The 16704-nt window shown below is 66.6% G+C and carries 17 protein-coding genes; 3 read left to right on the forward strand and 14 right to left on the reverse strand.

All coding sequences use genetic code 11. The features are described 5' to 3' along the window. The first annotated feature begins 161 nt into the window (after nucleotides 1–161). On the forward strand, nucleotides 162–1721 hold the full coding sequence (locus tag SLINC_RS09665) for an amino acid permease (RefSeq protein ID WP_067429369.1): 1560 nt from the start codon (nucleotides 162–164) through the stop codon (nucleotides 1719–1721). Here the strand turns inward: SLINC_RS09665 and SLINC_RS09670 are convergent. Next, entirely contained in the window at nucleotides 1624–2466 is an 843-nt protein-coding gene (locus SLINC_RS09670) for a tyrosine-type recombinase/integrase (RefSeq protein ID WP_067429372.1), read from the reverse strand. The genes SLINC_RS09665 and SLINC_RS09670 overlap by 98 nt on opposite strands. Nucleotides 2467–2472: 6 nt before the next feature. Between SLINC_RS09670 and SLINC_RS48765 the strand changes: the two genes are divergently transcribed. Then, entirely contained in the window at nucleotides 2473–3081 is a 609-nt protein-coding gene (locus SLINC_RS48765) for a hypothetical protein (protein ID WP_079164470.1), read from the forward strand. 465 nt (nucleotides 3082–3546) lie between these two features. On the opposite strand, the gene SLINC_RS09675 is transcribed toward SLINC_RS48765, so the two are convergent. The 7 genes from SLINC_RS09675 to SLINC_RS09705 all read right to left on the reverse strand — a co-directional run bounded on the left by SLINC_RS09675 (nucleotide 3547) and on the right by SLINC_RS09705 (nucleotide 9235). Then, a complete protein-coding gene (locus SLINC_RS09675; RefSeq protein WP_079164472.1) occupies nucleotides 3547–4380 on the reverse strand; it encodes a helix-turn-helix domain-containing protein in 834 nt (277 codons plus the stop codon). Next, nucleotides 4377–4886: a DUF6879 family protein gene (locus SLINC_RS09680; RefSeq protein WP_067429379.1), complete on the reverse strand. Its 510-nt coding sequence runs from the start codon at nucleotides 4884–4886 to the stop codon at nucleotides 4377–4379. The genes SLINC_RS09675 and SLINC_RS09680 overlap by 4 nt, the downstream gene beginning before the upstream one ends. Nucleotide 4887: 1 nt before the next feature. Continuing rightward, on the reverse strand, nucleotides 4888–5082 hold the full coding sequence (locus SLINC_RS09685; protein ID WP_067429382.1) for a hypothetical protein: 195 nt from the start codon (nucleotides 5080–5082) through the stop codon (nucleotides 4888–4890). Between the two features lie 355 nt (nucleotides 5083–5437). After that, on the reverse strand, nucleotides 5438–5821 hold the full coding sequence (locus SLINC_RS09690; protein ID WP_152039040.1) for a hypothetical protein: 384 nt from the start codon (nucleotides 5819–5821) through the stop codon (nucleotides 5438–5440). Nucleotides 5822–5908: 87 nt separating this feature from the next. Beyond that, the gene (locus tag SLINC_RS09695) at nucleotides 5909–6109 is read right to left on the reverse strand and encodes a hypothetical protein (protein ID WP_067429389.1); all 201 of its coding nucleotides are present in this window, start codon (nucleotides 6107–6109) and stop codon (nucleotides 5909–5911) included. A 665-nt stretch (nucleotides 6110–6774) separates the two neighbouring features. Continuing rightward, nucleotides 6775–8136: a cytochrome P450 gene (locus SLINC_RS09700; RefSeq protein WP_067429392.1), complete on the reverse strand. Its 1362-nt coding sequence runs from the start codon at nucleotides 8134–8136 to the stop codon at nucleotides 6775–6777. A 58-nt stretch (nucleotides 8137–8194) separates the two neighbouring features. Continuing rightward, nucleotides 8195–9235 (reverse strand): terpene synthase family protein, encoded by a 1041-nt coding sequence (locus SLINC_RS09705; protein WP_225988530.1) that lies wholly within the window; start codon nucleotides 9233–9235, stop codon nucleotides 8195–8197. Between the two features lie 972 nt (nucleotides 9236–10207). Here SLINC_RS09705 and SLINC_RS09710 point away from each other — a divergent pair. Then, complete coding sequence (locus SLINC_RS09710; RefSeq protein WP_079164474.1) at nucleotides 10208–11149, forward strand: RluA family pseudouridine synthase; 942 nt, start codon at nucleotides 10208–10210, stop codon at nucleotides 11147–11149. An 18-nt stretch (nucleotides 11150–11167) separates the two neighbouring features. On the opposite strand, the gene SLINC_RS09715 is transcribed toward SLINC_RS09710, so the two are convergent. The 6 genes from SLINC_RS09715 to SLINC_RS09740 form a co-directional block, all read right to left on the reverse strand. Next, the gene (locus SLINC_RS09715) at nucleotides 11168–12652 is read right to left on the reverse strand and encodes a cytochrome P450 (RefSeq protein WP_067429401.1); all 1485 of its coding nucleotides are present in this window, start codon (nucleotides 12650–12652) and stop codon (nucleotides 11168–11170) included. A gap of 92 nt (nucleotides 12653–12744) precedes the next feature. Beyond that, nucleotides 12745–13365, reverse strand: coding sequence for a GTP-binding protein (locus SLINC_RS09720; protein ID WP_067429404.1), 621 nt, complete (start codon nucleotides 13363–13365; stop codon nucleotides 12745–12747). Further along, nucleotides 13346–13765 carry a DUF742 domain-containing protein gene (locus SLINC_RS09725; RefSeq protein WP_067429407.1) on the reverse strand — a complete coding sequence of 140 codons (420 nt, stop codon included), beginning with the start codon at nucleotides 13763–13765 and terminating at the stop codon, nucleotides 13346–13348. Before SLINC_RS09725 ends, SLINC_RS09720 begins: the two co-directional genes overlap by 20 nt. Continuing rightward, nucleotides 13762–14169, reverse strand: coding sequence for a roadblock/LC7 domain-containing protein (locus SLINC_RS09730; protein ID WP_067429409.1), 408 nt, complete (start codon nucleotides 14167–14169; stop codon nucleotides 13762–13764). The genes SLINC_RS09725 and SLINC_RS09730 overlap by 4 nt, the downstream gene beginning before the upstream one ends. Continuing rightward, nucleotides 14166–15755 carry a sensor histidine kinase gene (locus tag SLINC_RS09735; RefSeq protein ID WP_182449152.1) on the reverse strand — a complete coding sequence of 530 codons (1590 nt, stop codon included), beginning with the start codon at nucleotides 15753–15755 and terminating at the stop codon, nucleotides 14166–14168. The genes SLINC_RS09730 and SLINC_RS09735 overlap by 4 nt, the downstream gene beginning before the upstream one ends. Before the next feature lie 280 nt (nucleotides 15756–16035). Beyond that, a complete protein-coding gene (locus tag SLINC_RS09740) occupies nucleotides 16036–16671 on the reverse strand; it encodes a TetR/AcrR family transcriptional regulator (protein ID WP_067429415.1) in 636 nt (211 codons plus the stop codon). Between the last annotated feature and the right edge of the window lie 33 nt (nucleotides 16672–16704).

Below are 16704 nucleotides of genomic sequence, written 5' to 3' on the forward strand. Positions count from 1 at the left end.
CCGAGACCCCGTCAATAGACACGATATATCGCGTAGGACGAACCGGCGCAAGAGCGTGAGGACTTGGGACCAGCTCAGACATGTCCGCGTCACGCGGCCGAAACAGCCCCTGCCTAATTTCTGTCGCCCGACAGGAATTCCGCGCCAAGGCAGGTGCCGCCGTGACGACAACCGCCCCCTCCGACGTACGCCCCGATCCCCCGCACTCCTCCGACGACGGCTCCCTCACGGAGTTCGGCTACCACCAGGAGCTGCACCGCAGCCTGGGCCGGTACGCGTCGTTCGCGGCCGGGTTCTCCTTCATCTCCGTCCTGACCACCGTCTTCCAGTTCTTCGCCTTCGGGTACGCGTTCGGCGGCCCCGTCTTCTTCTGGGCCTGGCCGGCGGTGCTCGTCGGGCAGCTGCTGGTGGCGGCCTGCTTCGCCGAACTGGCGGCGCGCTATCCGATCTCGGGCGCGATCTACCAGTGGTCCTCACGGCTGTCGAACCTCACCTTCGGCTGGTTCGCCGGCTGGATCATGGTGATCGGGCAGATCGTGGTGGTCGCCGCGGCCGCGCTGGCGCTCCAGATGGTGCTCCCGGCCATCTGGTCCGGCTTCCAGCTGATCGGCACCGACCCGGCTCCCACCTCGGCGGACGGCGCGGCCAACGCGGCCGTCCTCGGCGTGGTGCTGCTGGTGCTGACGACTGTCGTGAACATCCTCGACAACCGCGTGCTCTCCGTGGTCAACCGGGTCGGCGTCACCGCCGAGATCATCGGCGCGGTCCTGATCATCGTGCTGCTGCTGACCCACTCCGAGCGCACGCCGAGCATCACCTTCCACACCGAGGGCGCCGCCCAGTCCGGTCTGCTGGGCGCGCTGCTCGTGGGCTCGTTCACGGCGGCGTACGTCATGATCGGCTTCGACAGCGCGGGCGAGATGAGCGAGGAGACGCGCGACCCCCGCCGCACCGCACCCCGCACGATCCTCACCGCCCTCGGCTCGGCCGGCGTCCTCGGCGGCCTGATCGTCCTCGGCGGCATCCTCGCCGCGCCCAGCCTCACCGACGGCCGCCTCGGCGTCGACGGGCTGAGCTACGTCCTCACCAGCAGCCTGGGCGACGGGGTGGGCAAGGCCCTGCTGGCCGACGTGGTCGTGGCGATCACCGTGGCCACCCTCGCCATCCAGACAGCGGCCTGCCGCATGCTCTTCTCCATGGCCCGGGACGGCCAGCTCCCCTTCGCCCGGCGGCTGGCCCGCGTGAACCCCCGCACGGGCATGCCGACCGCCCCCGCCCTGGTGGTCGGCGTCCTGGCCGCGTCCGTCCTCCTCCTCAACTTCGCCTCCCCCGAGGCCTTCCTCGCCATCGGCACCACCTGCATCGTGATGCTGTACCTGGCCTACGCCATGGTCACCGGACCACTCCTGATCACCCGCCTGCGCGGCCGCTTCACCGTCCAGGGCACGGACGAGTCCGGCCGCCCCCTCTTCTCCCTCGGCCGCTGGGGCATCCCGGTCAACACGCTCGCCCTGCTCTACGGCCTGCTCATGACCGTCAACCTGGCCTGGCCTCGGGCGGCGGTGTATGACCCGGCGGGTGGGCATTGGTATTTTCAGTGGTTCACGGTGCTGTTTTTGCTGGTCACGCTGGGGGGCGGAGCTCTGTACCGGCTGCTGCGTGCACAACCCGTGCACTCGGCTGAAGAACCGACTCCAGCTCTCCCAGAACCGACTCGATAGCCGCCGCAGTCGTGTCCTCATCTGTCGGCCAGTAGCCGACGTACTTGTCGAGCGTGATCGACGGCTTGCTGTGGCCGAGCCGGATCTGGACCGTCTTCACGTTCTCCCGCTTTTTGATCAGGGTCGTGGCGTAGCAGTCCCGGAGACTGTGCAGCGTGCACTTCTTCGGGACGCGCACGTCCGTCCCGGCCGCCCTGAGCAGCTTGTCAGCGTCCTCCCTGATGCACTTCCAGATGCGGGACCGGGTCGACCGGCGAATGGGTCGCCCCTTGTTGTCTGTGAAGAGCAGGCGGGCGGTGCGTATGGTCGGGTTGCGCGGGTCGGTGCGGTCCTCGATCTTGACATCGACGGGCGGGAACTCGGCGACATGCATCGACACCGACCTAACCGCTGACTGCGCCAGAGGCACATCGCGGTAGCTCTCGGGCGTCTTGAGCGGCCCGAGGTACTGCGGTCCCTTGGCTGGCATGCAGAGCTGTTGGGACACCTCTACCTTGCGCCGAAGAAAATCGAGGCCAACGAGGCCATTCTCCAGGCCGAACAACTCACCCTGCCGCAGGCCGCTTGATGCGGCGAGCCGTACAAGTGCCTTGTAACGGCGGGGCGCCGCCTCGATCAGCGCCTGGACGGCGAGCGCTTCCGGCGCGATGACGGTCCGGCGCACCTCGGGCAACTTCACACCGTCGCACGGGTTGATCCGGATCACTCCATCGAGGATGGCCGTCCGCATCACGGTGTTCAGCACCTCGAAGTGACCGCCGACCGTAGAAGCCTCGTGGCGCTGCGACTGCCCCTTGACCCAGGCCTACACATCGCTGCGCTTGATGCTGGCCACGCCACGGTCACCGAACGTCGGGTAGAGGTGCGGCCTCAGCGTGCCCCCGGCGAGGTCGCCGATTTCCTCGGCCTCCCGATCGCGACTCTTGCCCAGTGGCGGTACCTGGGGAAGGGGCCGAAGTCGATCAAGGTCGGCAGGCATATCCGCTGTCGACCGTTTCTCTCCCCGAGGAGAAAATTCAACAGCAGGCTCCTGACCTGCTGGTTCGCTCGTATGAGCGTCGGCAGGTTGGCCAGGCGCGTCGGCAGGCCCGATAATCTAGCCATGAAACACTCCGACAGGCTCAGGGTGGTGGAGAATCCCGCCGCTGAGTCAGACTCTCTTCTCTGGAGTAATGCCGAGAATTTCCCTCTGCTTGTATACGGGAAGCCAGAAGGAAAAGAGCGTGAAGGTTGGTGGCTCTTTTGGCGAGACCCGATGACACACGAGAAGCAATCGCGCTACGTGCATGCGGCGAAGAGTGAGCACGCGATGGCCGAGGAGGTGGCCCGTCAACACCTCGACGACGTGTTCGGAGATTAGAGGAAATCACCGCTTCCGGATTCTGTGGGACCCTCATCTCGCGTATCGCTCTCACTGGCCCCTCGCAATGCTGCATGTGCGGGATCCCCTGCGTCGCCATCGCGGCTGTCATACACCCACACATTCATCATGCGGCCCGGTCCAGACCCGGTATCGAGCCACCGCTGTTCCATTCTCCTGCCCATGGGTCAGTGCACCCCAGAGGCATGGTCGCGGATCTCCGTGGCGTGGCGCGCGGCTTTCGTAATATCGCCCTCGTCCTTGGCGGTATTGAGCTGCCGCCAGTTCGCCGCGCACACCTTACATCCCGGGGCCTGTACGCAGTCGAGCAACCAAGCGTTGAATCCCACGGGGAGTTCTACGGGCGGTTCCTGGGTGGTCTGATGTCTCGTGGCCATGTGTGGATGCTCCCAACGTTCTCGGTTTCGTCGTGCAAGCAATCCTGTGGCTGTTTTTCAACTCGGCCTAGTGGATTTCCCGTTGCTGCAAAAGGTCGTCTCTGATGTCGGCCATCAAGGCCCGCATTTCGCCGCCCTCCAACGCGTTGTCAGCGAAGCCGTTGAACTTGGCGACATACAGGGCAACATCCCTGGGGTCTGTGACGATCACCTCCGCGTGCACGGTCTCTACCGAGACGGCACGGTCGTCCCGGATCACGAACGCGTGGTTGGGGATGTCGTGCTGACGGCGGGCCAGCGGCACGACTCGTATGTCTACGTGAGGCAGGCGTGACATGGAGATCAGCCGGTCGAGCTGACCGGACATGACTAGCGGCGGCACAATCAGCCACCGTAGGACCGGCTCCGTGATCACAAAGCGGAGCGTCTTGCTCTCGTCGTACAGAACCTCCTGGCGTTCAAGTCTCGCGCTTACGGTCTCCCGAACGGCGGTCTCACTCAGGTCCTCATGTCGGGACAGGATCGCTCGCATGTACTCCGGGGTCTGGAGCAGGCCGGGCACGAGTGCCGGCTGGAAGAGCCGCAGGAGGGTCATCCGGGCTTCTACGGCCTTGAGCTGCCTCTGTGCCTTGTGGAGCCCCGCACGTTGGATGAGACGCCATGCCGTCGTCTCTGTGGCGACCGCGCGGGCCGCGTCCATGTATTCGGCCTTGGCGTCATCCGAGACGCCGATGGCGGTCAGGATGCGCTCGACATCGTCGGCAGTCGGCCCGAGCTTCCCTGTCTCGATCTTGCTGAGTTTACTGGCAGACATGACAGCGCCACGGGCCACCGCTTTGGCTTCCTTGCCGGACGCCTCCCGCAGTACCCGTAGCGCTGCCCCAAGCTCTGAACGGTTCACTCGGCGTGCTTGGCCCACCAGTCCGCGAACGGCACGGCGTGCGCGAGGGCTGTGTCCCGGTGGATGACGAACTCAGGGGCCCGTTCGTCGGGCAGTACGTCGGCCCCGAGGAACTTGCCGTCCTGGCTGTAGTGCATCGGCGCGGCGGTGGTCGAGTCGAACAGCCAGAAGTCCTCCAGATCCGGCGGCAGGGGATTCGGCTGTTCGGTCACGTCCAGGATGAAGAACTTCTCGCCGGCCGTGGCGTTCGTGGTGTACCCCCAGCCCAACTCGAACCGCAGATACGGCGAGAGAGGACGCGTGAGGACGTGCACGCGGTACATGCGACGCCCCGAGCCGACGTAGCTCCGGATCTCGTCGAGCCAGTCGGCGTTGTAGTCGGCGGGCTTGTCCTGGCCGTCAAGGAACAGTCGGTACGCGTCCACGCTGCCCGAACTGCTGTAGTCGTCCAGGGTCTCCAGCCGGAACGCCTCGTGCTGGAAGGAGTCGAAGAGGTCGCCGAGCATCCTAGACGCCGCGCTGGTCACCGAACGCCTTCCGGATTAGGTCCATGGGGATCTCGACGAGGGTCTCGTGCTCGGGAATGCTCAGTCCGCGGTCCGTCGGTGTCTCGCCCTGCACCAGCATCGTGCCCCGGTCCGTCTGGTAGATCGTCGGGCAGTCCCTCTTGTCACACGTCGTCGCCAGCATGGTCACCTTCACGAAGCGTTCCCCTTCCCGTTGATGGTCTCGTCTGATCGTTCCGGCGCAGGTGCCGCCGGGGCAAGGGGTGCGAGTTTCCAGAACGGGAAAGTAGAGCTGCGATGACTACCGGTGGCGCCGGTCCACCCACCTGCTCACAAGCAGGACCACCGTCGTAACGACGGCCAGACCTACGATGATCGCCGCTGCCTGGAACTCGATCAGGGCCAGCGCGATCACGAATCCCAACCCCAGTACACAACCAAGCGCCACTGCTGGGCGCACTCGATGAGTTCGGCGCGCCTCCCGCCAGGGGCCTTCCTCGCGGTACACCATCGGAGACCTCCCTACGGCCAGCTGCGTGAAGTTCGGTGACTCATCTGAGGTTCGCTTTTACGAAGAGAGACCGGGCGTAGATGGCCCCGTTGGCATCCGCCCAGATCTGCACCCTGTGGATGCCGTCGTGAGCACTGATTGCACCCGCAGCGGCTCCGACGATGCCGAGGAGTAGGAATCCTCTTGCGGCGGAGGCCAACGGGCTTGACTTGTCGGTGCGCGCGAGAATGACGTTTCCAGGCTCACGGAAGACGACGGTGTAACCGTTGAGCGCTGCCTCAGACACGTACCGGCTGATCCCCTGCTCGATGGCTTCCGAGGCGATCGGCTTACCGAAACCGGCGTGGAGCGTCTGCGTGACGTCCGGACCCCACTTGAGGGCACGGCCGTCGAGCTTCCTTTGCTGCCGTTCCAGCTTGCTCATGGCGATCACCAGCCCATTCACCATCAGGCTACGCCCAAAAACGCCAGCTGGGCTCGGGGCGCTAGCCGGGATTGTGATCTGCCTTCGTCACTGGTGTGTGGGCGGCTCGACCGACAAAGCTTCCAGCCCCATCCGGGTGTACTGAAGGATGAGGCGCCCCTCCATGAAGTCGGTGATGCCCTGGGCTGCCTGCACCTCATCGGCCCAAAGGGCGTCCAGAGATCCTGTCATCTCCGCCTTCAGTCTCGCGATCATCTGGGCGACTGCGGCGCTGCTTTCGTTGGTCATTTGGTTCTCACCTCGCATTTTCCACTTCTCAATCTACATCCTGAGCGCTGCTTCCCAACTGACCCAGGCAACCGTTGACTTGACGGAAATTCGCACTGGTCTTGCATCGAGCGCAAACCGACAGCGGGTTTGCGTGCTGCGCAAGCATTCCAACGCCATCGCAACACGCCCGGGACACACGACACCCAGAAACAACGGCGGAAAAGACCGGTATCACCGGGAAGCAATCAGCCCAGGTCAGATGACATTTTCGGGGACACCTCACAAGTGAGCGGACCTCCCCCGATCAATACTGGCCGTACTGCTGCCTGGGCCGATAGCTCACGGCGACCGCCTCTGCGATCTACGCAGCAACTGGTGCACATCGAGTGCACATAGGGGCGAGAAGCGCCGCAGCGCAGCGAGAAACGTCGAGACGAGTTTCCGCAGATCAAACGGCATGCCGGGACATCACCCCTGGTCACCCAGGGTGCCTGGCCTCTGGTACTTCCAGTGGTTCACGGTGTTGTTTCTGGGAGGCACGGTGGGTCTCGGAGCCCTATTCCGGCTGTGGCGGGCACGACGCGGGCATGCCACGCCGGAGACGACACTCGCCGCGCCACCCCCGGCGCCGATCTCCTAGCCACAGCGGTAAGTACGGTACCGCGCGTCACCCGGCCCCTGGCCTACTGACGGATGCTGTCGGCCAAGGGCTCGCTCTCCAGACTCTCCACTCGGACCTGAACCTTGTGAGGCGCCAAGGTCATACGGGGTTCGACGGCCGGCGTCGGAAGGCCACCGTGCGAGAGTCGCCATTGAGCCACGATGGTGGACAGGGCCAGGGTCGCCAAGGTCATCGCGTAGTTGTCGCCGAGACACTTGCGCGCGCCTCCCCCGAACGGAATGAGAGTGCCGCGCGTGTGTTCACGCTCCGGAAGCCATCGATCGGGGTCGAAGAAGTCGGGCCGCGCATTGAATCGCGGATCGCGGTGGATGAGATAGGGGCTGTAGACCAGAGTGGTTTCAGAAGGGATCACGGCGTCCGCCAACCGGGCTTCGGCGCTTGTTGTCCGCGTGAAGATCCATCCAGGGGGATAGAGGCGCAGCGTCTCCGTGATGACCCTGCGTGCCAGGTCGAGTCGGGGGAGATCCTCCCAAGTGGCCGTTCGGGTGCCGAGGACTTCGGTTGTCTCGATACGCAACCGCTCCTGGACATCCGGGTATTGGCACAGGAGGTGGACGGCCCAGGTAAGGGCCACCGCGGTGGTGTCGATGCCGGCTACGAGCAGAGTCATGATCTGAGCGTGGATCTCGGCGTCACCGAGAGGTTCTCCCGCGTCGTCCTGCGTCTTGAGCAGCATCGAGAGCACATCGCCGTGGGGTCCACCGTCCTGGCGGTACGAACTGATGGTCTTGCTGACCGCAGCCCACGCCCGGTTGCGAGCCCGTTCATAACGCACGTTCGGCGGGAGGGGCAGACGGCGCAGCAAAGGCGGGAGGACGGCCTGCTGGTAGATGCCGCGGAAGATGTCCGGGAGGCTGGCGGTCACGGCATCCACTGCGGGCGCCGCGGCTTCGGCCGTGAACAACGTTCGGGCAATGGTGTCGCTCGCGAGACCGTACATCTGCGCGCCCACTTCGACGGTCTGTCCATCGCTCCAGCCGGTGGTGAGCACGTCGATCTGGCCGGTCATGATCGTGGCGTATTCACGCAGGCAAGTGCGTGAGAAGGCCGGCTGCAAGCTGCGTCGTTGCCGCCGGTGAGCGCTGTGCGGGCAAGAGGCGATGCCGTCTCCGAGCGCATTCCCGACCCGCTCGATAATGGGTCCGCCCTTGTCGTATATTCGGTCGTTCAGCAGAACCTGCTGGACGAGTTCAGGTCGGCAGACCACGACGGCCGTTTGCGGGCCGAGCCGTATCTGGACTAAATCCCCGTATGCGGGAAGGGTACTCAGGAAACGCAGCGGGTCACGGAGCAGGGGAAGCAGATGCCCGATGATCGGCAGTGCCCCGGGAGCGTGGGTGATGCCGCCGTGGTTCTTCGCCATAGCGTGTTGTTCCCCTTCTTCTCGATCCAGGACGTCGGAGGGCCGGTTGGGCCACTGGTCAACCGCAACTCTGCCGGGACGCACCGTCCAGGCTCGGGAGCAGTACCTGCAGGTGATCATGCTGCTGATCCAGTTCGCCCGGAGTGGCGGGGATCGCGTAGCGGGTGGTGTTCCGATACCAATGCAGACATCCGTTCGTCCACTGCCGCATTCCGGCCGTGACCTTCAGAATCTCTTCACAGGTGCCGAGCGGCACACCGCGGCTTTCGAGGTAGGGCAGGAGTCGCTCTTCGGCGTCCAGGAAGTCGGCCACTCGCCCCTGCACCTTGGCCACGGTCGAGTCGATGGCTTCCTCCAGCGAGATTCCATCGGCATGCTGCATCACGATGACGACGTTGTGGAAATCTCCGCGCTGCTGGTCCAGATGAATTGAGTGCAAGTCATTCTGCCAGGCGACCACATCGCTCGCGGCTTCGACGATCTCCCTGAACAGGCTCGTCTCGTATATGTCTTTGGGCACCTCCACGCCCAGACTGAGTTCAACAAGGTCGAAGCCGAACTCCATACCCACGGACAATCGCCTGGTATGGGTAAAACTGTCGATCCCGGGAGGAGTGCCGCGGAACCGGTTCGCGGATTCCTCGGCGAAACCCTGGAAAAACAGGTCCAAGTGCCGGTTCAGCCGCCCACGAAGCCCTGGCGAGAGCCTTTCACGAGTACGGATCGACAGGTTCGTGAGCGCCTTGGTGAAGGGAGTTCGTTCTCGTGGGGGCGCGGGGTCCTTTCCGTTGTTGATGATGTCCATCAGACGGCGGTGGACCGGTATCCAGGCTTCGGGAGCGTCATACACCTTCAAGGTGTGCAGGTCGTCCAGGATGAAGGTGAAGAAAAGCCATTCCGCACAGAGACAGAGATCGCGGAACGACGCTTCCGGATAGGTCCAGGCAACGAAGCGCCCGTAGCCGGCCTCCAGCCGCTCCTGGCCACCCTGTGTCTCTGTCAGTCCGAGGCTCCATCCGAGTGACCGGACGTGTTCCTCGATCCTCTGGGTGTACGGGCTTACGGCCGGAGGGGTGGGCTCCGCATACGTCGGGATCATGGCGAGCACTGGATCCTCCATGAGTGTGGCCCCGGTGTCGGCTGAGGCGGGCCGGATGTGGGCAGGTCTTCGGCCCTCACTCGCCGCGAGAAACCGAGGAGTTGATGGACGAGCGGTGCCTCACCGAGTCGCGTGAGGCTTTCTCCGTCCGCACGGTGGACGCGCCGGTTCACGGACGCTCCTGAAGACGGCCTGGACAACGGTGACCGCGGCAGGCGACGGCACGGGCTCCCCCTTCCGTGATGGCGCACGAAGAACGCGCTTCCTTCGGTCGTGCGGTCGTGCACCCTTTCATCACATCGCAGTTCGATCCTGACCGGAAGTGGGCGCCATCGATCGAGTCGCAAGGACTATTGGCGCCTGAACGATCGTCAGACGGGACGCCCACTCAGCTGATGGGGGGTCAGGCGGGGTGCCAGGTCAACAACGCAACGGCAGTGCAGGTCATCGAACGGGCAGCGAAGGCGTCCGCGACATCGCCATGTGTCAAGTCGGCGCGAAGGAACAGGCCACCGCCACCATCCGTCCGATGCGTGTTGGCGGCCCCTGTCGCCGCTGCCGTCGACCGCGTACCGGCCGAGGTCCCACGGCACCGGACGAATCCGTTCGAGATCGAGAAGGAAGGCTGGCAGCTGAACGGTGACCATGGCAACTCCCACGAGGTCCACGTCATCAGGACAACGGCTTCTGCAGGCCATGGGGCTACGCGGACGCCTCCCAGTAGACGCAAGACCGTCACACAGCTACAAGTGATCGAGTGGGGGCGTATGGGGGTGCGAAAGTGACCACGCAATCACGCCGACCGACCGGTTGACCTCATGCACCGTTGAACGAGCCCGAGCGCCGGAGCCCGTAGCTCGGGACCGGCGCGTAGAGGTGTGGAAAAGGATGAGGTTGCGCCTCACGCCGCACTTCTCGGCCACTCAGGCATTCACGCCACGCTGTCCGTGCCCCCTCTTACCCTTGATCGTGATGAGACGTCGCACGCCGCCCCCGCCCTCTCCCCTGCCGCAGCGCGACGGGGTGGATCCAGTGCGCTTGAAACTGCCGGCCGACGAGACCTGGGCGACCGTACGGGATCATCTGGTGGCACGGCTGGCACCCGCAGCCGGAGAGATCGACGACATGCTTGACGCGGGACGGTTCGTGGACATCACGGGGCGTCCGGTGTCGCGGGCCACGGCATACGTCCCGGGAATGTTCGTGTGGTTCCATCGGGACCTGCCCGACGAGGAGCGGGTGCCCTTCGCGGTCGAGGTCGTATACCGCGACGAGCATGTGGTGGTGGCCGACAAGCCGCATTTTCTGGCCACCACCCCGCGCGGCAGCCATGTCGCCGAGACAGCCCTGGCACGGCTGCGACGAGAGCTTGGCGTCCCGACGCTGGGTGCGGCACACCGGCTGGACCGGCTGACGGCCGGGCTCGTGTTGTTCGTCGTACGACCCGAGGAGCGCGGCGCGTACCAGTCGCTGTTCCGCGACAAACAGGTCGCGAAGGTGTACGAGGCCGTGGCCCCGTACGACCCCGCACTGGAGCTGCCTCGCACCGTGTGCAGCCGCATCCTCAAGGAGCGCGGCGTCATGGCGGCTCGCGAGGTCGAGGGTGAGCCCAACGCCGTCAGCCGGGTCGAGTTGCTGGAGCACCGGGACGGGCGTGCCCGGTACCGGTTGACACCGCGTACCGGGCAGACGCATCAGCTGAGGGTGCACATGAGTGCGTTGGGGGTGCCGATCCTCGGCGATCCGCTCTATCCGGTGGTGACCGGCCCCGTGCCGGCCGGTGACTTCCGGCGTCCGCTCCAACTGTTGGCGCGGATGCTGGAGTTCACCGATCCGATCACGGGGCGCGAGCACCGATTCGTCAGCCGGCGCGTGTTGCGGGCCTGGTCGTCGTACGACGACTGGGCGAGGTAGCCCCGGCTTCCGGTCGACTCACTCTCCGCGCCACCAGCTCAGAAGGCGCCGGAACACGTTCGGTCGAGCGGTCGACGCGGCTGCCGTCGCAGGTGTCTCGGCGGCTACGGGCTCGGCAGCCGGGGGCTGCGGAGCGGCGGACCGCGTCTGCACCGTACCGACCTGCCAGTCGTCCGCACGCTGCGGCGACTCCGGGTTGAGGGCGGGACGCCGCGAGACGTCTTGCTGGACCTTCGGTTCGAACCTCACCGGCAGCTCCACCAGGTGCCGGTTCAGGATGAACGACCGCCAGTTCAGTTCGTGCTCCTCGCAGGCGAGCTGGACGTCCGGGATGCGGGTCAGCAGCGCGTCGACGCCGACATCGGCGATGGCACGGCCGATGTCCTGGCCCGGGCATTCGTGGGGTCCGCCGCCGAAGGCGAGGTGGGAGCGGTTGCCCTGCATATTGGCGTTCGGTTCGGGGCGCACGCGTGGGTCGACGTTGCCCGGCGCGATACCGAAGAGGAGAGCGTCGCCCCGGCGGACGCGCTGACCACCCAACTCGGTGTCCTGCTTGGCCACGTAGGGCAGGATGGTACTGAAGGGCGGTTCGTCCCACAGGGACTGTTCGACGGCCTCGGGCACCGTCATCTGACCACCGTTGAGCTGCGCGCGGAACCGCGGGTCGGTGAGCACGACCCGCAGTACGTTGGCGAGAAGGTTGGCGGTGGTCTCGTACGCGGCGATCAGGACCACGCGCAGATGTTGGCTGATCTCCATGTCGCTGAGCCGCGCCGGATGGTTGATCAGGTGGCTGGTGAAGTCTTCCTCGGGTTCGGCTCGGCGGCGGACGGTGAGCCGCGTCAGGGCGTCCATGATGTACGCGTTGCTGGCGATGGCGGTCTCGGTGCCCTTGAGCATGTCACGGGCGGCCTCGACGATGCGTTCGTTGTACTCCTCGGGCATGCCCAGGATCTCGCACATCACCGCCATGGGCAGGTGCTCGGCGAACTGGCTGACCAGGTCGGCACTGCCCTTCTCGCAGAACTTGTTGACGAGCAGCTGGGTCGCGCGATTGGCGTAGCGGCGAATCCCCCGATGGTCGATCGTCGACATGGCCCCGGTCACCGCGCCGCGCAGCCGTCGGTGCTCGTCCCCCTCGGCGTGGCAGCAGATGGGCTGCCAGGCGAAGTGCGGCATGAGCGGGTGATCGGGCTTGATCGTGCCGTTCTGGAGCGCGTCCCACTGCCGGGGATCACGGCAGAAGTGCGTGGGAGTACTCACCATGCGCATGTTCTCACCATGGCCAAGCACCACCCAGATCGGCACATCGTCGTGCAGCAACGCGGGAGCCACAGGCCCGTGTTCGGCGCGGAGTTCCTCGTACACGGCCCCCAGGTCCGCCGCGTCGGGCCCGTACAGCCGGCGCAGGCCGCCCGGGCCGATGCCGTGCGCGGGGCAGCCGGGGGGCGGTGCGGCCGTGGGGTCGTACGTGTCGGCCGGGGAAAAGGATTCAGGCGTCACGGTGGTCGCTCCGAAGCTGAGGTAATCAGGTGCGGGAAGTGATGGGCTCCCGGTTCGAGCGAAACCGGGAGTGCGGGGAGGTCGTGCGCCGCTCACACAGGCGCCTTCTCCACCGCCAGGGAATGAAGGAACCGCAGCAACGTCATCAGGACGTCCCGGCTGGAGGCCCGCCGGCGTGCGTCGCACTCGATGATGGGGATGTCCTTGCTGAGGTCGAGCGCGGTGCGGAGTTCCTCGGTGGAGTGCCGGGGGCCGTCGGGGAAGGTGTTGACGGCGACGACGAACGGCACTCCGCGCTCTTCGAGGCGGCCCATGACGTCGAAGCTGACTTCGAGGCGGCGGGTGTCCACCAGGACCACCGCGCCGAGGGCGCCTTCGAACAGGCCGTTCCACAGGAACCAGAAGCGCTCCTGGCCGGGGGTGCCGAAGAGGTAGAGCACAAGCTGGTCGGTGATGCTGATGCGGCCGAAGTCCATGGCCACGGTGGTGGCCGTCTTGGTCTCGGAGCCGTAGTTGTCGTCGACCCCGACACCGGCCTGGGTCATGGTCTCCTCGGTGGTCAGCGGTTTGATCTCGCTGACCGAGCCGACCATGGTCGTCTTGCCGACGCCGAAGCCGCCGACGATGACGATCTTGACCGCGGCCTCGGCGGTGTGCGGGAGGTGGTCCTCGGTTCGCGGACCGGGGATGGTGTCAGAGCTTTTGAAGTCCATGCATCACCGCTTCGAGGAGGGAACGGTCGGCCAGCGCCTGGCGGATGACCGGGGCGCGTGCCGTCACCAGTTCGGCCGTCAGCAGCTCGGTGAGCAGGACGGTCACCACGCTGAACGGGAGGCTGAGGTAGGCGGACAGCTCGGCCACGGAGAGGGGGGCCGTGCAGAGCCTGAGCAGCGCCGCCTGCTCAGGCGTGGCGGAGGGCGGTGGGTCGGCGTGCGCCACGATTAACGTGACCAGGTCGAGCTCCGAGCGCTCGGTCCCGTCGGGGCCGGTGATGACGTACAGACGCTCGGGGTTCTTCTTCGGTCCCTCGGGTGGGTTCTGGCCCTCCTGCGGGGGTTGCGGTGCCGGTTCCGGGGCTTTGGGATATCGCCGTCGGCGTTGCGGAGGAGTCATACGGTCTGCCCGTTGCGCCTGGGCGGACTGGTGAGGTGCGCGCCGATGCGGACGACCAGATCGCTCATGCGGGCGCTCATGTGGCCGGGTTCGGTGATGATGTCGGAGAGCACCGCCAGATAGGCGTTGGGGCCCGCGGCCATCAGGTAGAAGTAGCCCCCGTGGATCTCGATGAGGACCATCTTCATCTTGCCGTCGCTGCCGGGGATCTCCTGGGCGACGGCGCCCGCCAGGCTCTGGAGCCCCGCGCAGGCGGCGGCGACGCGGTCGGCGGTGTCCGGGTCTCCGCCGTGCCGTGCGATGCGCAGGCCGTCGGCGGAGAGCACCACGATCATCTCGATGCCCGGTACGCCTTTGGCGAGGTCCTGGAGCATCCAGTCGAAGTTGCCTCGCTGCTGGATCACTTGAGGTTCCCCTCGTCTTCGGCCTCGGTACGGGCCGGTTCGTCGGTCGGCTGGGTGTCTGCGGAAGAGGTGGGGCGCTTGAGGCCGTCCATGAACGCCTGGACCCACAGGCCCGGCGGGGTGTCGTCCGGCTTCGGCTCCGGTTCGGGCTCGCGCCGGGCCGTCGACCAGATGGTCGGGCGGCCCTCCCGCTCGGCGCGTTCGATCTCGGCCTGCTCGGCGTAGCGCTGGGTGAGCGAGGTCTTGACCCGGCTGCGGCGCTGCGGCAGCCCGCCCGCCGTCCACTCGGTGACCTCGGGGACGTCGTCCTCCATGGAGATCGGCGTCGTGAACTTGGGGCTGGTGGGACGGCGCCTCTTGACCGTGCGCTTGGGGCCGGGCAGGGCGCCGAGTTCGGCCTTGGGCACGGCGGTGGCGCCGATGCCGTGGGCGAGTCCGACGCCGGGCTCGTCGGTGAGCATGTCGCTGGGCACGACGAGGATGGCGCGGACGCCGCCGTAGGCGGAGGCGCGCAGGGAGACCTGCATGTCGTACGTCTTGCAGAGCCGGCCCACGACGGCGAGGCCGAGGCGCGGGGACTCTCCGAGGTCCTGGAGGTCGACGCCCGCCCTGGCACGCTCCAGCATGCCCTCGGTCCTCAGGCGGGCCTCCTCGCTGAGGCTGACGCCGGCGTCCTCGATCTCGATGCAGACGCCGGTCTGCACCTCGGTGGCGGTGACGTGCACCTTGCTCTGGGGCGGGGAGTACCGCGTGGCGTTGTCGAGGAGTTCGGCCGCGGCGTGGATCACGGGCTCGACGGCCGTGCCCTTGACGTTGACCTTGGCGATGGAGGACAGGTCGATGCGCCGGTACTCCAGGATCCGGGACATGGCGCCGCGCAGCACGCTGTAGAGCGCGACGGGCTCGGGCCACTGGCGGCCGGGGCGGCCGCCGCCGAGGACGGAGATGGAGTCGGCGAGGCGGCCGATCAGCGCGGTGCCGTGGTCGATGCGCAGGAGGTCGTCGAAGACCTCGGGGTTGCGGCCGTGGTCCTCCTCCATCTCCCGCAGTTCGTTGGCCTGCTGGTGGACGATGGCCTGGACGCGGCGGGCGATGTTCACGAAGGAGCGCTGCGCGGCGTCGCGCATGATGTCCTCGGTGTCGACGATCTTGAGCACCGTCTGGAGCAGGTGGATCTGCGCGTCGGGGAGCTTCCCCCATGCGGGGTCGACGTCGCCGAGTCGGCGAATCACCTCTGTGGGGGAACTTCCGCGGCGCAGCCAGTCCAGCGCGGTGGGCGCGATCTCCTTGGCGAACCGGATCAGGTCCTTGTCGTGCTGGGCGATGCGCTGCTGGAGATCGGCGGTCCGACGGTCGTGCTCGACGCGCTGGTCCCGCAGGTCACGGCCGCGCCGGACCGCTTCGGCCGCCACCGCGATCACCAGCAGGGTGGCGATGGCGCCGCACCAGCCGACGGCGACCCGCGCGGGCTGCTGCACCGCCGCGACGGCGGCCCCGGTCGCCGCGGCCATGACTATGGCGGGGAGCAACAGCACGCGCGCGTATGGCAGTTCACGGCGTCCTGGGGGGGATTGAACACTCACCATGTGGGCCCTCTGAGACATATCGACGGGGAGTCGCACATACAGGGAACAAGCGCACGAATACACATCAACTCGGTGCGCTGCGGGCGAGCTTAGTCCGACCGGATCATCGCCGTGTCATATTCAGCAAGCACCTGAAATCGGGCACGCGGGGGGAGTACGCTCGGCTCCATTTACACGCTGTGGCTTCATTCGAACACGGTGCGTCACGACGTACGGGCATACGAAAACGGTCACCGCGATGAGTGACGTGCCCCTGCGGACCGGGCCGCGGGACCCTGTCTCAGACCCCCGCGATGCGCAGCGCGGCGTCCGCCGTCGCCTCCGCGAACACCGACACGGACCGGTCCGGATCGGAGCGGCGGACCAGGATGACCCCCTCGATGAGCCCGAAGACCAGGTCCGTCCGCAGCTCCAGCGCACCTTTGGAGAGCGCGCCCCCGGCCGCGGTCGCGGCGATCAACTGCCGGTAGGCGTCCTTGAGTTCGTCGCGTACGGCATGGAATCCGGCGAACCGCTCGTCGCGCACCTCGGGCAGCAGGTACAGCACGCCCAGGTTGTGCGGCCCACCGCACAGGACCTCGACGTCCGCCCGGCACAGCTCCCACAGCCGCTTCTCGGCCGGGGTCGCGTCATCGGCGAGGAGCTCACGGGCGTAGGCCAGCGAAGGGGTGACCGTGGACTCCAGGAGCAGGGCGAGCAGTTCCTCCTTGCCGGAGACGTAGTGATACATGGACGCCTGGCGCATGCCGGCGCGCTCGGCGACGGCCCGGGTGGAGGTGGCCGCGTAGCCGAGGGAGGTGAACAACTCCGCGGCGGCGGCGAGGAGTTCCTCGCGCGGCTCCAGGCCGCTGTCCGGCCGCTGCGCGGCGCGCGGCCTGCCGACCCGGCGGCCCGCCCCTGCCCGTGCTGCTCCCATGCGTTCGATCCTCGCACACCGGCGCTCTCCGCG

This window comes from Streptomyces lincolnensis (assembly GCF_001685355.1).
GTDB lineage: Bacteria > Actinomycetota > Actinomycetes > Streptomycetales > Streptomycetaceae > Streptomyces > Streptomyces lincolnensis.

What these genes read in the sequence shown, in the direction of transcription:
- SLINC_RS09705 (WP_225988530.1), bottom strand. Translation starts at nt 9,235, where the DNA reads ATGATCCCGACGTATGCGGAGCCCACCCCTCCGGCCGTAAGCCCGTAC.
- SLINC_RS09740 (WP_067429415.1), bottom strand. Translation starts at nt 16,671, where the DNA reads ATGGGAGCAGCACGGGCAGGGGCGGGCCGCCGGGTCGGCAGGCCGCGC.
- SLINC_RS09725 (WP_067429407.1), bottom strand. Translation starts at nt 13,765, where the DNA reads ATGACTCCTCCGCAACGCCGACGGCGATATCCCAAAGCCCCGGAACCG.
- SLINC_RS09710 (WP_079164474.1), top strand. Translation starts at nt 10,208, where the DNA reads ATGAGACGTCGCACGCCGCCCCCGCCCTCTCCCCTGCCGCAGCGCGAC.
- SLINC_RS09680 (WP_067429379.1), bottom strand. Translation starts at nt 4,886, where the DNA reads ATGCTCGGCGACCTCTTCGACTCCTTCCAGCACGAGGCGTTCCGGCTG.
- SLINC_RS09695 (WP_067429389.1), bottom strand. Translation starts at nt 6,109, where the DNA reads ATGACCAACGAAAGCAGCGCCGCAGTCGCCCAGATGATCGCGAGACTG.
- SLINC_RS09690 (WP_152039040.1), bottom strand. Translation starts at nt 5,821, where the DNA reads ATGAGCAAGCTGGAACGGCAGCAAAGGAAGCTCGACGGCCGTGCCCTC.
- SLINC_RS09700 (WP_067429392.1), bottom strand. Translation starts at nt 8,136, where the DNA reads ATGGCGAAGAACCACGGCGGCATCACCCACGCTCCCGGGGCACTGCCG.
- SLINC_RS09735 (WP_182449152.1), bottom strand. Translation starts at nt 15,755, where the DNA reads ATGGTGAGTGTTCAATCCCCCCCAGGACGCCGTGAACTGCCATACGCG.
- SLINC_RS09720 (WP_067429404.1), bottom strand. Translation starts at nt 13,365, where the DNA reads ATGGACTTCAAAAGCTCTGACACCATCCCCGGTCCGCGAACCGAGGAC.